The following is a 14,819-nucleotide window of genomic DNA, read 5'->3' as shown; positions in this document are numbered from 1 at the left end:
CACTATTATATTCACGTTTTGTTCTTTTTCGAGTCCTTTGCGCCATTGCGCAGGAAACGGGTCGCCCGACACTTTGCGGATGGCCATGGTCGGGACAAAGAAGGAGACACATCATGCTCAGAATTTCCGCACTGCCCACTGATCAGGTCGAGGCTTATCGCAACGGCGCGCAGGACGGATACGGGAACCCGCCGGAACGCGCCATATCGAACGGCCAGGGCAACCCCTGCCGCCATTGTCTGACCTATATCCCGAAAGGCAAAGAGATGCTGGTTCTGGCCCACAGACCCTTTCCCGAAACACAGCCTTTTGCCGAAACCGGGCCGATATACCTTTGTTCAGAGTCTTGTGAGCGCTATGAGGCACCAGCCGATCTACCCGAGGCGTTGACCTGTTCACCCAACTATCTGATCAAGGGATACGGGGTGGATGACCGGGTCGTTTACGGCACCGGAATCATAACACCACAAGCGCAACTGCACGAAGCGGCCAAGGATATCTTTGAGCGAAAGGACGTGGCATATATCCACATCCGGTCAGCCTTGAACAACTGTTATCACGCGCGGATCGACCGAGCCTAGAGCTTGACTCGGTGCATGCCCCGGCGCGGCTGATCCTGATCCTCGGCCGGGGTGTCATTCGCACGCGATGAGGTCAGCGCAAGGAACACATCCTCAAGGTCTGCTTCTTCGGTCCGGACGTCGCGGATGCGGATATTGGCGGCACGCACCGATTCCAGAACCTGCTCGGCGCTGGTTTGGGCGCTGCGATACTGCAGCACAAGGCTGCCATCGTCGCGCAGGGTGGCCTCGACACCATCCGTCATGGGCAAATCGGTGACTGGGCTGTCAGGGGCGATCACCATCGTCCGGCTATCCATGCGGCCCAGCAGATTGGCGGTGCTGTCCTGGGTGATCTTTTCGCCATGGTTGATGATGGCGATCTCATCACACATCTCTTGCGCTTCTTCCAGGTAGTGCGTGGTCAGGATGATGGTCATACCCTGTTCGTTCAGCTTGCGCACATTGGCCCAGAGCATCTGGCGCAGCTCGATATCCACGCCTGCGGTGGGTTCATCCAGCACAAGGATCTTGGGGTGATGCACCAGTGCCTTGGCCAGCAGCAGCCGACGCCGCATCCCGCCGGACAGCGTGCGGGCATAGGCCTCGGCCTTGTCGCTGAGGCCCACCAGTTCCAGAATCTCGTCGCTGCGGCGTTCAGCTTTGGGCACACCGTAGAGACCGGCTTGAACCTCCAACGCGCCGCGCGGGGTGAAAAAGGGATCAAGATTAAGCTCTTGCGGCATGACGCCAATGGCCGCGCGGGACGAGCGCGGGTTCTTGTCCTGATCATATCCCCAGATCGAAACATGGCCCGAGGATTTCACCACCAACCCCGCAAGGATGTTGATCAGGGTCGATTTCCCCGCACCGTTCGGACCCAGCAAACCAAAGACCGACCCGCGCGGCACGGTCAGGTCGATGCCCTTCAGCGCGTGCTTCTCGGGCTGGCCTTTGCCGCCACGATAGGTTTTGCGCAGCTCTTCGATCCTGATTGCCGCATCGCTCATGTGGCTCTTGCCCCCGGTTTGCTCATCGCTCATAAACGCACCTAATGCATGCCCGCGAGGCCGACAACCAGTGAAGGATCGCCAGCCGTGACAATCGAAGCGCCGGAAACGAAGATCGTGGAAACTTCTCGTGTTGCCTGTGATGGCGGCGAAGGCGCGTTGGGACACCCGCGGGTATGGCTGCAGATACCGGAAGACACCGGATGGGTCGAATGCCCCTATTGCGATTGCAAATATGTCCTCAAGGGCACAGAGCAAAGCTGATTGCCTGCCCAAAAGGGGCCGCCCCAATCTCGCCGCGATTTTCATGGAAACTCTTTGCCGAGACCAACGCAGGTGAGTGCAATGACTGACATGACTGCAACAGAGACTGCCAACCCTGTGTTCGGTTGGATCGGGTTTTGCCTCGCAGCGATGGCCTTGTTCGCCGCGCTGTTCGTGTTCTGGGCCGGGCCTTTCGCGCCGCAGCAGTCCACCGGCGTGTCACTGGGGGAATTGGCGGCCGAACTTGGGAAATCCACCCTGCGTGCCGCTGCCGGGCTAGATCAGCCTGAACCCGTCGCCCAAACCCGTGATCTGGACGATTTCCTGCAAATCGGTGTCGCCATGCTGGGCGGCTTGGCCATTGTCGTTTCGGTTATTGGCCTTTTGCGTCATGAGCGCATGCGGCCCGCCATCGCCGGGGTGACCATTGGCGTCGGCGCAATCCTGTTTCAGTTCTTCGCGATGGCGTTCTTTGCCTTCCTGGGCGTGCTGGTGATCATGGCACTGCTTCATAGTTTCTCGGATGTGTTTGATGGCCTCTTTGGGGGTTAACTGACGTTCCTCACTGGTCAGTCGCGCGGCCCTGTGGCAGAACCATCCCTGACCGACAGGGAGCGCACGCATGAGCAATTTCGGAAAAGGATGTCACCTGCATCTGATCGATGGATCGGCCTTTATTTTTCGGGCCTATCACGCGCTGCCTCCGCTGACGCGCAAGTCGGATGGTCTGCCGATTGGCGCTGTGTCGGGCTTCTGCAACATGCTGCAGAAATATGTTGAAGGAAATACAGGGCCCGACGCGCCGACCCATGTTGCGGTGATCTTCGACAAAGGCTCACACACGTTCCGCAATGATCTCTATGACCTCTATAAAGCCAACCGTGAGGCGATGCCCGAGGATTTGCGCCCGCAGATGCCCCTGACCCGCGAGGCGACGAAGGCTTTCAACATCGCCTGCAAAGAGCTTGAAGGCTATGAGGCTGACGATATCATTGCCACGCTGGCCGTTCAGGCGCGTGAGGCTGGCGGGCGCGTGACTATCGTCAGCTCAGACAAGGACTTGATGCAGTTGGTCGGCGGCGGCGTTGAGATGCTGGACGCGATGAAGAACAAACGCATCGATACGGATGGCGTGGTCGAGAAGTTCGGCGTCGGGCCAGATCGCGTGGTCGATGTGCAAGCTCTGGCTGGGGATAGCGTGGATAACGTGCCGGGTGCTCCGGGGATCGGGATCAAGACGGCGGCCTTGCTGATCAACGAATATGGTGATCTGGAAACCCTGCTGGACCGTGCGGAAGAGATCAAACAACCCAAGCGCCGCCAGACCCTGATCGAAAAGCGCGATCAGATCGAGCTGTCGAAGAGGTTGGTGCAGTTGGATGAGAACACGCCGCTGGATTTCACTCTCGACGACCTAGAGGTTCAGGATCCCGACCCCGAAACCCTACTGGGCTTTCTGGCGGATATGGAGTTCCGCACCCTCACCAAGCGGATTGCCGACAAGTTGGGGGCCGAGGCCCCGGTCATTGCCGATGCGCCCGCGCCGGTCGAAGCGGAAGAGGTCGAGGCTCTTCCGTTTGATGCGTCGAAATACGAGTGCGTTCGGGACGCGGGCGCTGTGCAGAAGTGGATTGATCAGGCCTATGAGCGCGGCTGGGTTGCCGTAGATACCGAGACCACCGGGCTGAACGAAATGATCGCCGATCTGGTCGGTATTTCGCTTTGTATCGAAGCCGGAGAGGCCTGTTACATCCCGCTGACCCACCGTGACGGATCAGCGGATGATCTGTTCGGCTCGGATGCGCTGTCCGAGGGGCAGATGCCGCTGAATGAGGCTCTGACGCTGCTGAAACCGCTGTTCGAAGACCCCTCGATCATCAAGATCGGGCAGAACATGAAATATGATGCCAAGATCTTTGCGCGCTATGGCATTGAGGTGGCGCCGATTGATGACACGATGCTGATGTCCTACGCCATGCATGGCGGTGAGCATGGGCATGGCATGGATACATTGTCCGAGCGCTATCTGAGCCATACTCCGATCCCGATCAAACCTCTGCTTGGATCTGGCAAGTCGGCGATCACCTTCGACAAGGTCGCAATTGATGAGGCCACGGCCTATGCGGCCGAGGATGCGGATATCACGCTGCGCCTGTGGAAACTGTTCAAGCCGCAACTGCATCAGGCTCAGGTGACGACGGTTTATGAAACACTCGAACGCCCGTTGGTGCCGGTTCTTAAAGAAATGGAGATGCACGGTATCAAGGTGGATCGCGATGTCCTCAGCCGGATGTCGAATGCCTTTGCGCAGAAAATGGCCGGGTTAGAGGCTGAAATTCACGAATTGGCCGGTGAGAACTTCAATGTCGGCTCGCCCGCGCAGCTGGGTGAAATTTTGTTCGACAAGATGGGTCTGGAAGGCGGCAAGAAGGGGAAAACTGGGAAGTACTCGACTGGGGCCGATATTCTTGAGGATCTGGCGACCGAGCACGAGTTGCCGCGCCGGGTACTGGACTGGCGACAATTGTCCAAGTTGAAGTCGACCTACACGGATGCGCTGCAGACCCATATCAACCCAGACACAGGCCGCGTGCATACGTCTTATTCGATCACCGGGGCGAACACGGGCCGTTTGGCCTCGACCGATCCGAACCTGCAGAACATTCCCGTCCGGACCGAGGAAGGCCGTCGCATTCGTGAGGCGTTCATCGCTGAGCCTGGCAATGTGATGGTCAGTCTCGACTACAGCCAGATTGAGCTGCGTATTCTGGCGCATATCGCTGAGATACCGGCGTTGAAACAGGCCTTTGCCGACGGGTTGGACATTCACGCGATGACTGCCTCCGAGATGTTTGATGTGCCACTGGATGAGATGACGCCGGATATCCGCCGTCAGGCCAAGGCGATCAACTTTGGTGTGATTTACGGCATCTCGGGCTTTGGTCTGGCGCGCAATCTGCGGATTCCGCGCGCCGAGGCACAAGGGTTTATCGACCGCTATTTCGAACGTTTCCCGGGTATTAGAGCCTATATGGACGACACAGTCGCCTTCGCGAAAGAGAATGGCTATGTGCAGACCTTGTTCGGACGCAAGATTCATACGCCCGAGATCAACGCGAAGGGGCCACATGCCGGGTTCTCGCGTCGGGCGGCGATCAATGCTCCGATTCAGGGGACGGCGGCGGATGTGATCCGGCGCGCGATGGTGCGGATGCCAGAGGCGATCAATGGGTTGCCGGCCAAAATGCTGCTGCAGGTCCACGACGAATTGCTGTTCGAAGTTTCTGAGGAAGCGGTGGATGAGGTGATTGGCGTTGCGCGGGATGTGATGGAAGGTGCCTCGGACCCTGCCGTAAAGCTGAACGTGAAGCTGGTTGTGGATGCGGGACAAGGGGCGAACTGGGCCGAAGCGCACTAAAAGGCGCTGCTCATCAGGCCCGGCGGGCCCTCTTCGCAGCGGGTCAGTCCTGCGGCCTGACCATGCGGTTGACGAACCGTTGCACGCTGGGGCCGAACAGCAGGATTACGGTGAAGGCGATGGGCCAGCAAAAGGCCCATGAGGCCATCCAGTCGCCAAGGGTGGAGGGGCCAAAGCCGATGGCTTTAACCGTTGCAATCCCGGTGACGATGCAGGACATCAACCCGGACATGATCAGGCTGAACACGGCGCGGGCATAGCGGGCAGGGATCATAAGGCGTTTCCTTGGTATCTACGGTAGGACGGACGGCGCTATTTGCGGATCAGAGATCTGCATTGGCAAGAACTGCCTTATGCATCCAATCCAGGGATGAGCTCGTCAAAGCTGTTGAGGGAGTATATTCCGCACTGACCCATCCTTCATAGCCAGAGACCTCCATCGCCTTAAATAGGGTCTGAAAATCCAGATCTCCGCTACCCGGTTCGGACCTGTGGGGCGCTGCGCCGATCTGGGCGTGGATGACGCGATTGTGAAAACGATCCCAAATCTCCAGCGGATCCGAGTGGATCATCTGTGCGTGAAAGCTGTCGTATTGCAGGCCCAGATTGGGGCGATCCACGCGGTCCAGAACCTCGGCGGCCAAATCGTAGTCGTTGAGGAAATAGCCGGGCTGGGACACCGGATTCAGCGGCTCGATGGTGAAGGTCTGGCCGGGGGCCGTATCGGCGGCCCATTGCAGGTTGCGGACAAAGCAATCCAGCGCCTCGGACCCCGACGCATAGCCGGACATGATGTGGATCAGACCCGGTTTCAGCACCTCGGCATAGCGCAAGACGCGGCGGATATCGGACTGGAACCGCGCCTCACCGCCGGGAATGGCGGCATAGCCCGGCTCGCCGCCGGTATAGTTTGGCGGAGGCGCGTTGATCAGCACAAGCTCCAGCCCGTTGGCCAGAAGCGCGCGGCGGGTCTCTTTCGCGGCCAGTTCATAGGGAAACAGAATTTCAACGGCCTTGAAGCCAGCCTCGGCCGCGGCCTGAAACCGCTCCAGATACGGGAGTTCGGCAAAGAGCAGAGAAATATTGGCGGCGAATTTGGGCATGAGAGGCCTTTGGGTCGGTTATCCGCCCAAGCTTAGTCGCCACCGATTTTCGAGGAAAGGGATTGAAAACGACAGATTGTCGAAAATCGACAAGAAGGCAGGCGCAAGGCCGGTGATGTTTGGGCTAACACGGCGAATCATTTTTCTGCGCCGTTCCAACAGAAGGTCCGATCCCATGGCGATGAGCCTCGACCCCGTGCGCGGGAACACTCTTCCTATGTCCACTGGCCGCAGCTCGGCCTTGTCCGGAAACGGTCTGGCTGTGGCGTCCATGCTGACCTGGGCAGCGGGGTTTCCCGCAGCCGAAGTGTTGCTGCAAACCTGGCCTCCGGTCGCGCTGTTCGCGGCGCGCCTGGCGCTTGCCGTGGCGGTCATGCTGCCTCTGTGGTTTTTGATCGACGGGCCAAGCCGGGTTTTGCGCGCCCGTTGGGGTCGTGCGTTGCTTGTTGGCGGGACGCTTGGGACCGGGATGTTTCTGATTATCGTGGCGCAGAAGCTGACAGATCCGGTGACCGTCGCCATCATTGCCTCTTGCGCGCCATTGTTTGCCACTCTGATTGAACTGGCAGCCGGGGCACGGCGGTTGCGCTGGAACTTTGCGCTGGGCGTTGTGGTGTCCATCATCGGCGGCCTGATCGCGACCAGTGCAGTGGCGCCCGCGCAATTGGGTTTGGGCGCGATCTGCGCCATCGTGTCCACCGGGTTGTTCTGCTGGGCGACCATGGCAACGGCAAGGGATTTCCCCGAGCTGAGCCAGACCGGGCGCAGCACCATCACGTTCTTCGGAGGCTTGGTTGTCGCTTTGCTGCTGTTCTTCGGGGCGCATCAATTGGGTATGGACATCATGCCAACGGCGCAGATTGATGTTCAACAGATCGGAATGCTTGGGATCTATGCTCTGGTGTCTATGGGCCTCAGTCAGGTCCTTTTCGTCGGATCCGTTGGGAAGCTGGGCGTTGCTTTGGCCTCGTTCCATATCAACACCGCGCCGTTCTACGTGATGCTGATCATGCTGGTGCTGGGGGAAGAGTGGAACTGGACCCGCGCATTGGGCGCAGGGGTCGTTGCAGCGGCCGTCGTTCTGGCGCAGGATCGGAGAATATTGAGGGCGGCTTAATCCGGTAGGTCTTCTGACTTGATCAACGGAAAGAAGCGCTGTTCGGACCAAACTCCGAACCAGCCCTCGTGATGGGTTCCCATCTCGACCAGCCGGTAAAAGCTTTTGCGGTCAATCCGGGCCTCAAGGCCGTCGCGGATCAGAATGTATGGAGAGGGTTCCTGGGTCTGCGGGTCCATCACAACGCGGATCGGATGATCCTGCCCGGCCACGGCGATATCGCCGACTTTGGTGGTGAAGGTCAGAGCTTGCGCTTGCCCCTGGCCCGAGGCATCGACGTCGACCGCGATGAACGGCGCATCCTCGACAGTGATTCCCACCTTCTCGACCGGGGTCACCAGATAGTATTTCCCGTCCTCCAGCTTAAGAATTGAGGAAAAAAGCTTCACAAGCTCGAAACGGGTGATGGGTGAGCCTAAATAACTCCAAGTGCCATCTTTGGCGATCCGGATGTCCAGATCACCGCAAAAAGGGGGATTCCAGAGGTGAACGGGGGGTAAACCCTTGGTTTTGGTCGCTTTGATCGAGGCCGCCAGACCATCAGGGGAAGGTTTCACAGGTTTTTGTCCGCTCATTGCTTTTGCCATTTCCTCTCAGCGCGATAGACTTCATCTATAATAGTCCACGGAAGGGAAAGTCATGTCCGAACCTGCCGACCTCGTGTCCGAGATCGAAGCGTTGGAAAACAAGCTGCAAGAGGCGAAATCCTCGATCACCCGCCGCTTCATCGGGCAGGAGAGGGTCGTGGACCTGACCCTGACGTCGCTGTTGTGTGGGGGGCATGCCCTGCTGATAGGCCTGCCAGGTTTGGGCAAAACCCGACTGGTCGAGACGCTGTCGACCGTGATGGGCCTGCATGGCAACCGCATTCAATTCACGCCCGACCTGATGCCCGCCGATATTCTGGGGTCCGAGGTTCTGGATACAGCCGATGACGGCACGCGCCATTTCCGGTTTATTTCGGGGCCAATCTTTTGCGAACTGCTGATGGCGGACGAGATCAACCGCGCCAGCCCGCGCACGCAGTCGGCATTGCTGCAGGCGATGCAGGAGCGCACGGTAACCGTTGCGGGCGAAGATCGCGTACTTGGTACGCCATTCCACGTGTTGGCAACGCAGAACCCGATCGAGCAAGAGGGCACCTATTCGCTGCCCGAAGCTCAGCTGGACCGTTTCCTTGTGCAGATCGATGTGGAATACCCCGATCGCCAGACCGAGCGGGATATCCTTCTGGCCACCACTGGCGTGGCCGAGGACGAGGCGCATCAGATCTTCAGCAAAGAAGAGCTTTTGGCCGCTCAGACGTTGCTACGCCGGATGCCTGTGGGGGATTCGGTTGTGGAACTGATCCTCGATCTTGTTCGCGCCTTCCGTCCCGAGGAAGCGGGCGTCTCGGATCGCGTCGCTGAAACCGTTGCCTGGGGTCCTGGTCCGCGTGCGGCGCAGGCGCTGATGATGACCGTGCGAGCGCGGGCGATGCTGCAGGGGCGTCTGGCCCCGAATGCCGAGGACGTTCTGGATATGGCCCGCCCGGTTCTCAGCCATCGGATGGCTCTGAATTTTGCGGCCCGTGCGCGGGGCGACAGCCTTGCCGACCTGATCGAAAGCACAGCCGCTGGTCTGATCCGCACTGAGGCTGCGGCGTGAATGCTGCGCTGACCCTTCGTCAACGATCCGAGGCCGAGGCGTCCCGGCTGCCGCCCCTATTGGCACGCGCCGAGCACCTGGCAGGCACTGTTCTGTTGGGTGACCATGGCCGGCGGCGGTCCGGCATGGGGGATGATTTCTGGCAATACCGTCCCGCCCAGATCGGAGACAGCCGCCGGATGATCGACCATCGCCGTTCAGCGCGCGGGGATCAGCAATTCGTGCGCGAACGCGAGTGGCAGATCGCGCAATCGGTGATGCTTTGGGTCGATCAGGGGGCCTCGATGCGCTTTGCGTCGGATAAGACGCTGCCTTCTAAGGCGGATCGCGCCCGACTGCTGGGTCTGGCGATCGCGATCCTACTTGTGCGCGGGGGCGAGCGTGTTGGCCTGACAGGAACGACCCTGCCGCCCCGGCGCGGGAATGCGCAGATCATTCGTCTGGCCGAGGCGTGGTCCGAGGACTCGGAGGTCGACTACGCCCCGCCGGAACACCGCGCCATGATCCCTCATGCCCGCGCGGTGTTCATCTCGGATTTTCTTGGCCCGATGGATGAGGTCGAACTGGCCCTGACCAAAGCCGCAGATCGCGGCGTTCGGGGCGTCTTGTTGCAAGTCCTAGATCCGGGGGAAGAGACGTTTCCCTTCGCGGGCCGCACCATTTTTGAAAGTGTCGGCGGCACCGTTCGGCATGAAACGCTGAAGGCCGGAGAGCTGCGCGACAGGTATCTGGACCGGCTTGCCGCGCGCAAGGATGCGCTGACGCATCTGTGCCGTGCAACCGGCTGGCAGTTGGGTCTGCACCACACCGGCGATAGTGCGCAATCGGCTCTATTGTGGCTCTATCGTGCGCTGGACGGGGGTGTTCAATGACCGTTTTGGCGGGCATCGGCTTCACAGCGCCGTGGGTGTTGTTGGGTCTGCTGACCCTGCCGATCCTGTGGCTGATCCTGCGCGCGGTCCCACCCGCGCCGATCCGTCGTATGTTCCCGGCGGTCACACTTTTGCTCGGCCTCAAAGACGACGAAAGCGTATCGGACCGGACGCCGTGGTGGTTGCTGCTACTGCGGATGCTGGCGGCGGCAGCGATCATCGTCGGTTTGGCGGGTCCCGTGTTGAACCCGTCACGCGACCAGACGGGCACGGGTCCCCTGATGTTGGTGCTGGATGCAAGCTGGGCCGGGGCGACGCGCTGGTCGTCAACGCTGGACCAGATCGAAGCCCAATTGACCGAGGCTGGGCGCGCGGGCCGCCCCGTTTCGATCCTGCGCCTGACCGAGCCGGAACCCCCCGTGTTTCAGGCGGCCGAGGCGTGGCGCAACCGTTTGCCGGGTCTTGTTCCGAACCCGTGGCAGCCGACCGGGGATCAGGTTGATCAGGTCATCGCCGCGCTGGACCAGGTCGAAGGCGGGTTTGATACGCATTGGTTCAGTGACCGCTTGGGCTATGAAAAACGCCCAGAGTTAGTGTCTGAACTGCAGTCCCGAGGGCAGGTCACCGTCTACCGCTCGAACGCGGCGGCGTTGGCGCTTTTGCCTGCCGTTTATCAGGACGGCGTCATTCAATTGACCGCATTGCGGGCCGAACCGGGCCCGGAGGAGAGTGTGACCGTTCTGGCGCAAGGCCGCGACCCTGCAGGCACGGCACGGGTACTACAATCGGCCGAGATGACTTTTGCCGCCGGAGAGACACAGGCCCAGATCGACCTCGCCCTGCCGTCCGAGCTGCGTGCCCGGATCACACGGTTCGAGCTGCAGGGCCAGCGTTCCGCCGGGGCGGTGACATTGACCGATGACAGCCTGCGGCGGCGCGAGGTTGCGTTGATCGCGGGATCCCTCAACCGCGAGGGGCTGGAGCTGTTGTCGCCGCTCCACTACCTGACGCAGGTTCTGATCCCGACCGCCGATTTTGTCGATGGCGGCTTGCCCGAGGTTCTGCCCGCCAATCCCGATGTGATTGTGCTGTCGGATGTTGCTCAGATCTCGGGCCCGGAAGAGGTTGCTCTGATCGAATGGGTCGAACAGGGCGGTCTTTTGCTGCGGTTTGCAGGGCCCCGCATGGCGGCCAGCGATCTGGGGCGCGACGAAGAGGATACGCTGCTGCCCGTTCGCCTGCGCAGCGGAGGGCGCACTGTTGGCGGCGCGATGAGCTGGGGGGAATCCAAGACACTGGCACCGTTCCCTGAGGACTCGCCCTTCTACGGGTTGCAAATACCAAGTGACGTGACCGTGTCCACGCAGGTTATGGCGCAACCAGACCCTAACTTGGCCGATCGCGTGATTGCGTCGCTGTCGGACGGCACCCCTCTGGTCACGCGCAAAGCGCTGGGCTTGGGGCAGGTTGTCCTGTTCCACGTGACCGCCGATGCGGAATGGTCCAGCCTGCCGCTTTCTGGCCTGTTCGTGGAAATGCTGGACCGGTTGGCTGTCGCCTCGGCTGCGAAATCGCGTCAGGTCGCGCAATTGGAGGGCACCACATGGGAGCCGGTCCAGATCATGGACGGGTTCGGTGCGTTGTCCGATGCCGGTACGCTGGCGGGTGTGGACGGGGTAGAACTGGTTTCAGGCCAGATCGGGCCCGACCTTCGCCCCGGCCTCTATGAAAGTGGGAAGCAAAAGCTGGCGCGGAATGTGTTGTCCGAGGACACAACACTCAGCCCCGTTGTCTGGCCGGCAGATGTGCCGATCCGCGGGCAGGAGGTCTCAACCGAGACGCCCTTGGGAGGGATATTGCTGAGCCTCGCATTGATTTTGCTGACCGTGGATGTCATCGCGTCTCTGGCCTTGTCGGGCCGTTTGGGTCTGGCGAAGGCGGCAGCGGTTGCCATAGGGGCCGTGCTGCTCGTGCCCGAGGCGCAAGCGCAGTCACCCGATGAGACCGACTTTGCCCTCGCCGCGACACATGAACTGGTTTTGGCGCATGTACTGACGGGCGACGGTCAGGTGGACGACATCGCGCAAGCCGGGTTGCGAGGATTGGCTCAGACATTGAACTACCGCACCTCGGTCGAACCCGCTGCGCCGATTGGCGTTGATCTGGAACGGGATGAGCTGGCCTTTTTCCCGCTGCTTTACTGGCCCATCACGCCGGATCAGCCGCGTCCCTCGGATGAGGCCTATGCCAAGCTGAATGCCTATCTGCGCTCGGGCGGTATGATCCTGTTTGACACGCGCGATGCGGATATCGCGGGTTTTGGAGCCTCCAGCCCCAATGGGCGCAAGCTGCAGCAACTGGCTGCGCCGCTAAATATCCCCGCGTTAGAGCCGATTCCGAACGATCACGTGCTGACGCGGACCTTCTATCTTCTGCAGGATTTCCCCGGTCGCTACGCCGGAACCGATGTCTGGGTTGAGGCCGCTCCGCTGGACGCGGAACAGATCGACGGCATGCCCTTCCGCAACCTCAACGACAACGTGACACCTGTGGTGATTGGCGGCAATGACTGGGCCGGGGCCTGGGCGGTGGATCGCAACGGGCAGGCCCTTTTGCCCGTCGGGCGCGGCTATGCGGGGGAACGTCAGCGCGAGCTGGCCAATCGCTTTGGCGTTAATCTGGTGATGCATGTGCTGACCGGGAACTACAAATCCGATCAGGTCCATGTGCCTGCTCTGCTGGACAGGTTGGGACAATGACCGGAACCGTTATCTTTGATCCGTTGATCCCGTGGCCCGTTCTGGTGGTGGTGGCTTCGGTCGCTATTGCAGGCGTGGTCTTGGCAGTCTGGCGTGGGTTGTCCGGATGGGCGTTGCGTGGGTTGGCTGCTCTGGTTGTGATCGCGGCACTTGCAGGTCCGGTCTATCAGGTCGAAGACCGCGTGCCGCTGACAGATATCGTCCTGATGATCGAGGATGAAAGCGCCAGCCAGACGCTCTCGGACCGGGCCGACCAAACCGCCCAAGCGGCCGAGGCCTTGGCGGCCGAGATCGAATCGCGTGACAATACCGAATTGCGCCGCATCCGCGTGGGCGACGGCGATGGCGACGAAGGCACGCAGGTCATGGCCGCGGTGAATGCGGCCCTGGCCGAGGAGCCGCGCGCGCGGGTGGCCGGTATACTTGTTGTCTCGGACGGGATCGTTCATGACGTTGATCAAGCGCCCGACTTGCCTGCGCCACTGCACCTTTTGCAGACCGGGCGTGAGAGCGACTGGGACCGCAGGCTCATCGTCCGCAACGCGCCTGCCTTTGCCATCATCGGTGAACCCGTAACCCTGACCCTGCGCGTTGAAGATAGCGGGGCGGCTCCGGGCGGGGCCACGAACGCTCCGCTTGAGATCTCGGTCGATGGGGGCGAGCCCGATGAATTCCGTATTCCTATTGGCGTGGATGTCGAACTGCCGATTTCTCTGCCGCATGGGGGCCGCAACGTCATCCAATTCACCGTCCCGGAGGCCGAAGGTGAGCTGACCGATCGCAACAATACCGCATTGATCCAGATGAACGGTGTACGTGACCGGCTGCGCGTTCTGCTGGTGTCGGGCGAGCCGCATCCCGGCGGGCGCACCTGGCGCAACCTGCTGAAATCAGACAGCTCGGTCGATCTGGTGCATTTCACCATTCTACGCCCGCCCGAGAAACAGGACGGCGTCCCGGTGGATGAGCTTTCGCTGATCGCCTTCCCGACGCGCGAGCTGTTTCTGGAAAAGATCAACGATTTCGACCTGATCATCTTTGATCGCTACAAACGCCGGGGCATCCTGCCTGCGATCTATCTGGACAACGTCGCCGACTATATCGACAACGGCGGCGCTGTGCTGATTGCTGCAGGCCCCGATTTCGCCACCGCAGACAGTATCTTTCGCTCGCCCCTTGCGGGCAGCCTTCCGGCGCAACCAACCGCGCGGGTGATCGAAGAGCGCTATGTTCCCATGGTCAGCGATCTGGGGCATCGCCACCCCGTGACCACCAATCTGGGCGATTCCGAGGATTGGGGCGCGTGGCTGCGCCAGATCGACGTGAATGAACGCTCGGGTCAGGTGCTGATGACCGGACTTGAGGAACGGCCGCTGTTGGTGTTGGACCGGGTCGGTGAGGGGCGGGTGGCCCTGCTGGCGTCCGACCACGCCTGGCTGTGGAGCCGCGGTTTCGAAGGCGGTGGGCCGCAGCTGGAATTGCTGCGCCGTCTGGCCCATTGGATGATGAAAGAGCCCGAGCTTGAAGAAGAAGCGCTTTGGGCTGAGGCCAATGGCCAGTCGATGCGCATCATTCGCCAGACCCTCGAAGAAGAGGTCGGGTCGGTCACGATCACTCGACCTAATGGCGAAACGCTTGAGATCACCCTTGAGGAGGTCTCGCCCGGACGGTTTGAGGCGCAATGTTTCGGGCCTGAGATTGGCCTCTATCGCCTGCAGGAAGGCGAGCTGATGGCCGTGATCGGCCTTGGTCCCGCGGCCCCGAAAGAGTTCGAGCGTACCATCGCAACCGGCGATGTTCTGGAACCTGTGATCGCGGCCATGCGCGGTGGCGTGATCCGGCTGGAAGAGGGTTTGCCCTCAATCCGCAACGTCCGCGCCGGGCGTCCGGCGGCAGGGCGTGGCTGGATCGGTCTTACCCCGCGTGAGGCTTATGAGACACGGGACGTCACCCAAGCCGGGCTGCTGCCGCCATGGCTGGTTCTGCTGCTGGCGGGTGGGTTCTTGCTGGGCGGGTGGCTGCGCGAAGGCCGTCGCTAGATCGCTTCGGGTTAAGCCTGCGATACGAAT

13 protein-coding genes are annotated in these 14,819 nt (G+C 60.9%); 9 read left to right on the top strand and 4 right to left on the bottom strand.

Annotation, left to right across the window (positions count from 1 at the left end; all coding sequences use genetic code 11):
* Positions 1 to 113: 113 nt before the first annotated feature.
* Positions 114 to 581 carry a DUF1203 domain-containing protein gene (locus AC2FD8_RS02025; RefSeq protein WP_496853546.1) on the top strand — a complete coding sequence of 156 codons (468 nt, stop codon included), beginning with the start codon at positions 114 to 116 and terminating at the stop codon, positions 579 to 581.
* On the opposite strand, the gene AC2FD8_RS02020 is transcribed toward AC2FD8_RS02025, so the two are convergent.
* The gene (locus AC2FD8_RS02020; RefSeq protein WP_496854000.1) at positions 578 to 1,570 is read right to left on the bottom strand and encodes an ABC transporter ATP-binding protein; all 993 of its coding nucleotides are present in this window, start codon (positions 1,568 to 1,570) and stop codon (positions 578 to 580) included. The genes AC2FD8_RS02025 and AC2FD8_RS02020 overlap by 4 nt on opposite strands.
* Positions 1,571 to 1,657: 87 nt before the next feature.
* Here AC2FD8_RS02020 and AC2FD8_RS02015 point away from each other — a divergent pair, with 87 nt between their 5' ends.
* The 3 genes from AC2FD8_RS02015 (at position 1,658) to polA (ending at position 5,252) form a co-directional block, all read left to right on the top strand.
* Positions 1,658 to 1,834, top strand: a complete 177-nt coding sequence (locus tag AC2FD8_RS02015; protein WP_496853547.1) for a zinc-finger domain-containing protein — start codon at positions 1,658 to 1,660, stop codon at positions 1,832 to 1,834.
* 90 nt (positions 1,835 to 1,924) lie between these two features.
* Positions 1,925 to 2,386: a hypothetical protein gene (locus tag AC2FD8_RS02010; RefSeq protein WP_496853548.1), complete on the top strand. Its 462-nt coding sequence runs from the start codon at positions 1,925 to 1,927 to the stop codon at positions 2,384 to 2,386.
* A 70-nt stretch (positions 2,387 to 2,456) separates the two neighbouring features.
* Positions 2,457 to 5,252: a DNA polymerase I gene (gene polA / locus AC2FD8_RS02005; RefSeq protein ID WP_496853549.1), complete on the top strand. Its 2,796-nt coding sequence runs from the start codon at positions 2,457 to 2,459 to the stop codon at positions 5,250 to 5,252.
* 43 nt (positions 5,253 to 5,295) lie between these two features.
* Here the strand turns inward: polA and AC2FD8_RS02000 are convergent, their stop codons facing one another.
* Positions 5,296 to 5,526 (bottom strand): DUF2798 domain-containing protein, encoded by a 231-nt coding sequence (locus tag AC2FD8_RS02000; RefSeq protein ID WP_170472889.1) that lies wholly within the window; start codon positions 5,524 to 5,526, stop codon positions 5,296 to 5,298.
* A 49-nt stretch (positions 5,527 to 5,575) separates the two neighbouring features.
* A complete protein-coding gene (locus tag AC2FD8_RS01995) occupies positions 5,576 to 6,355 on the bottom strand; it encodes a hydroxypyruvate isomerase family protein (RefSeq protein WP_496853550.1) in 780 nt (259 codons plus the stop codon).
* Between the two features lie 175 nt (positions 6,356 to 6,530).
* Between AC2FD8_RS01995 and AC2FD8_RS01990 the strand changes: the two genes are divergently transcribed.
* On the top strand, positions 6,531 to 7,472 hold the full coding sequence (locus AC2FD8_RS01990) for a DMT family transporter (RefSeq protein WP_496853551.1): 942 nt from the start codon (positions 6,531 to 6,533) through the stop codon (positions 7,470 to 7,472).
* Here the strand turns inward: AC2FD8_RS01990 and AC2FD8_RS01985 are convergent.
* On the bottom strand, positions 7,469 to 8,047 hold the full coding sequence (locus AC2FD8_RS01985) for a DUF1285 domain-containing protein (protein ID WP_496853552.1): 579 nt from the start codon (positions 8,045 to 8,047) through the stop codon (positions 7,469 to 7,471). The genes AC2FD8_RS01990 and AC2FD8_RS01985 overlap by 4 nt on opposite strands.
* A 64-nt stretch (positions 8,048 to 8,111) precedes the next feature.
* On the opposite strand from AC2FD8_RS01985, the gene AC2FD8_RS01980 reads away from it, so the two are divergent.
* The 4 genes from AC2FD8_RS01980 to AC2FD8_RS01965 are packed head-to-tail and all read left to right on the top strand — an operon-like array spanning position 8,112 to position 14,789.
* Positions 8,112 to 9,119, top strand: coding sequence for an AAA family ATPase (locus AC2FD8_RS01980; protein ID WP_496853553.1), 1,008 nt, complete (start codon positions 8,112 to 8,114; stop codon positions 9,117 to 9,119).
* The gene (locus AC2FD8_RS01975; RefSeq protein ID WP_496853554.1) at positions 9,116 to 9,991 is read left to right on the top strand and encodes a DUF58 domain-containing protein; all 876 of its coding nucleotides are present in this window, start codon (positions 9,116 to 9,118) and stop codon (positions 9,989 to 9,991) included. The genes AC2FD8_RS01980 and AC2FD8_RS01975 overlap by 4 nt, the downstream gene beginning before the upstream one ends.
* Positions 9,988 to 12,750, top strand: a complete 2,763-nt coding sequence (locus AC2FD8_RS01970) for a DUF4159 domain-containing protein (protein ID WP_496853555.1) — start codon at positions 9,988 to 9,990, stop codon at positions 12,748 to 12,750. The genes AC2FD8_RS01975 and AC2FD8_RS01970 overlap by 4 nt, the downstream gene beginning before the upstream one ends.
* Positions 12,747 to 14,789 (top strand): hypothetical protein, encoded by a 2,043-nt coding sequence (locus AC2FD8_RS01965; RefSeq protein WP_496853556.1) that lies wholly within the window; start codon positions 12,747 to 12,749, stop codon positions 14,787 to 14,789. Before AC2FD8_RS01970 ends, AC2FD8_RS01965 begins: the two co-directional genes overlap by 4 nt.
* Positions 14,790 to 14,819: the final 30 nt, after the last annotated feature.

The organism is Ruegeria sp. YTSC192, from assembly GCF_059609705.1.
This window is presented reverse-complemented; position numbering and strand designations above follow the sequence as displayed.

Bases quoted from the DNA above. Each gene is read 5' to 3' on its own strand.
- AC2FD8_RS02025 (WP_496853546.1), top strand. From the start codon at position 114: ATGCTCAGAATTTCCGCACTGCCCACTGATCAGGTCGAGGCTTATCGC.
- AC2FD8_RS02020 (WP_496854000.1), bottom strand. From the start codon at position 1,570: ATGAGCGATGCGGCAATCAGGATCGAAGAGCTGCGCAAAACCTATCGT.
- AC2FD8_RS02010 (WP_496853548.1), top strand. From the start codon at position 1,925: ATGACTGCAACAGAGACTGCCAACCCTGTGTTCGGTTGGATCGGGTTT.
- polA (WP_496853549.1), top strand. From the start codon at position 2,457: ATGAGCAATTTCGGAAAAGGATGTCACCTGCATCTGATCGATGGATCG.
- AC2FD8_RS02000 (WP_170472889.1), bottom strand. From the start codon at position 5,526: ATGATCCCTGCCCGCTATGCCCGCGCCGTGTTCAGCCTGATCATGTCC.
- AC2FD8_RS01995 (WP_496853550.1), bottom strand. From the start codon at position 6,355: ATGCCCAAATTCGCCGCCAATATTTCTCTGCTCTTTGCCGAACTCCCG.
- AC2FD8_RS01990 (WP_496853551.1), top strand. From the start codon at position 6,531: ATGGCGATGAGCCTCGACCCCGTGCGCGGGAACACTCTTCCTATGTCC.
- AC2FD8_RS01985 (WP_496853552.1), bottom strand. From the start codon at position 8,047: ATGAGCGGACAAAAACCTGTGAAACCTTCCCCTGATGGTCTGGCGGCC.
- AC2FD8_RS01980 (WP_496853553.1), top strand. From the start codon at position 8,112: ATGTCCGAACCTGCCGACCTCGTGTCCGAGATCGAAGCGTTGGAAAAC.
- AC2FD8_RS01970 (WP_496853555.1), top strand. From the start codon at position 9,988: ATGACCGTTTTGGCGGGCATCGGCTTCACAGCGCCGTGGGTGTTGTTG.
- AC2FD8_RS01965 (WP_496853556.1), top strand. From the start codon at position 12,747: ATGACCGGAACCGTTATCTTTGATCCGTTGATCCCGTGGCCCGTTCTG.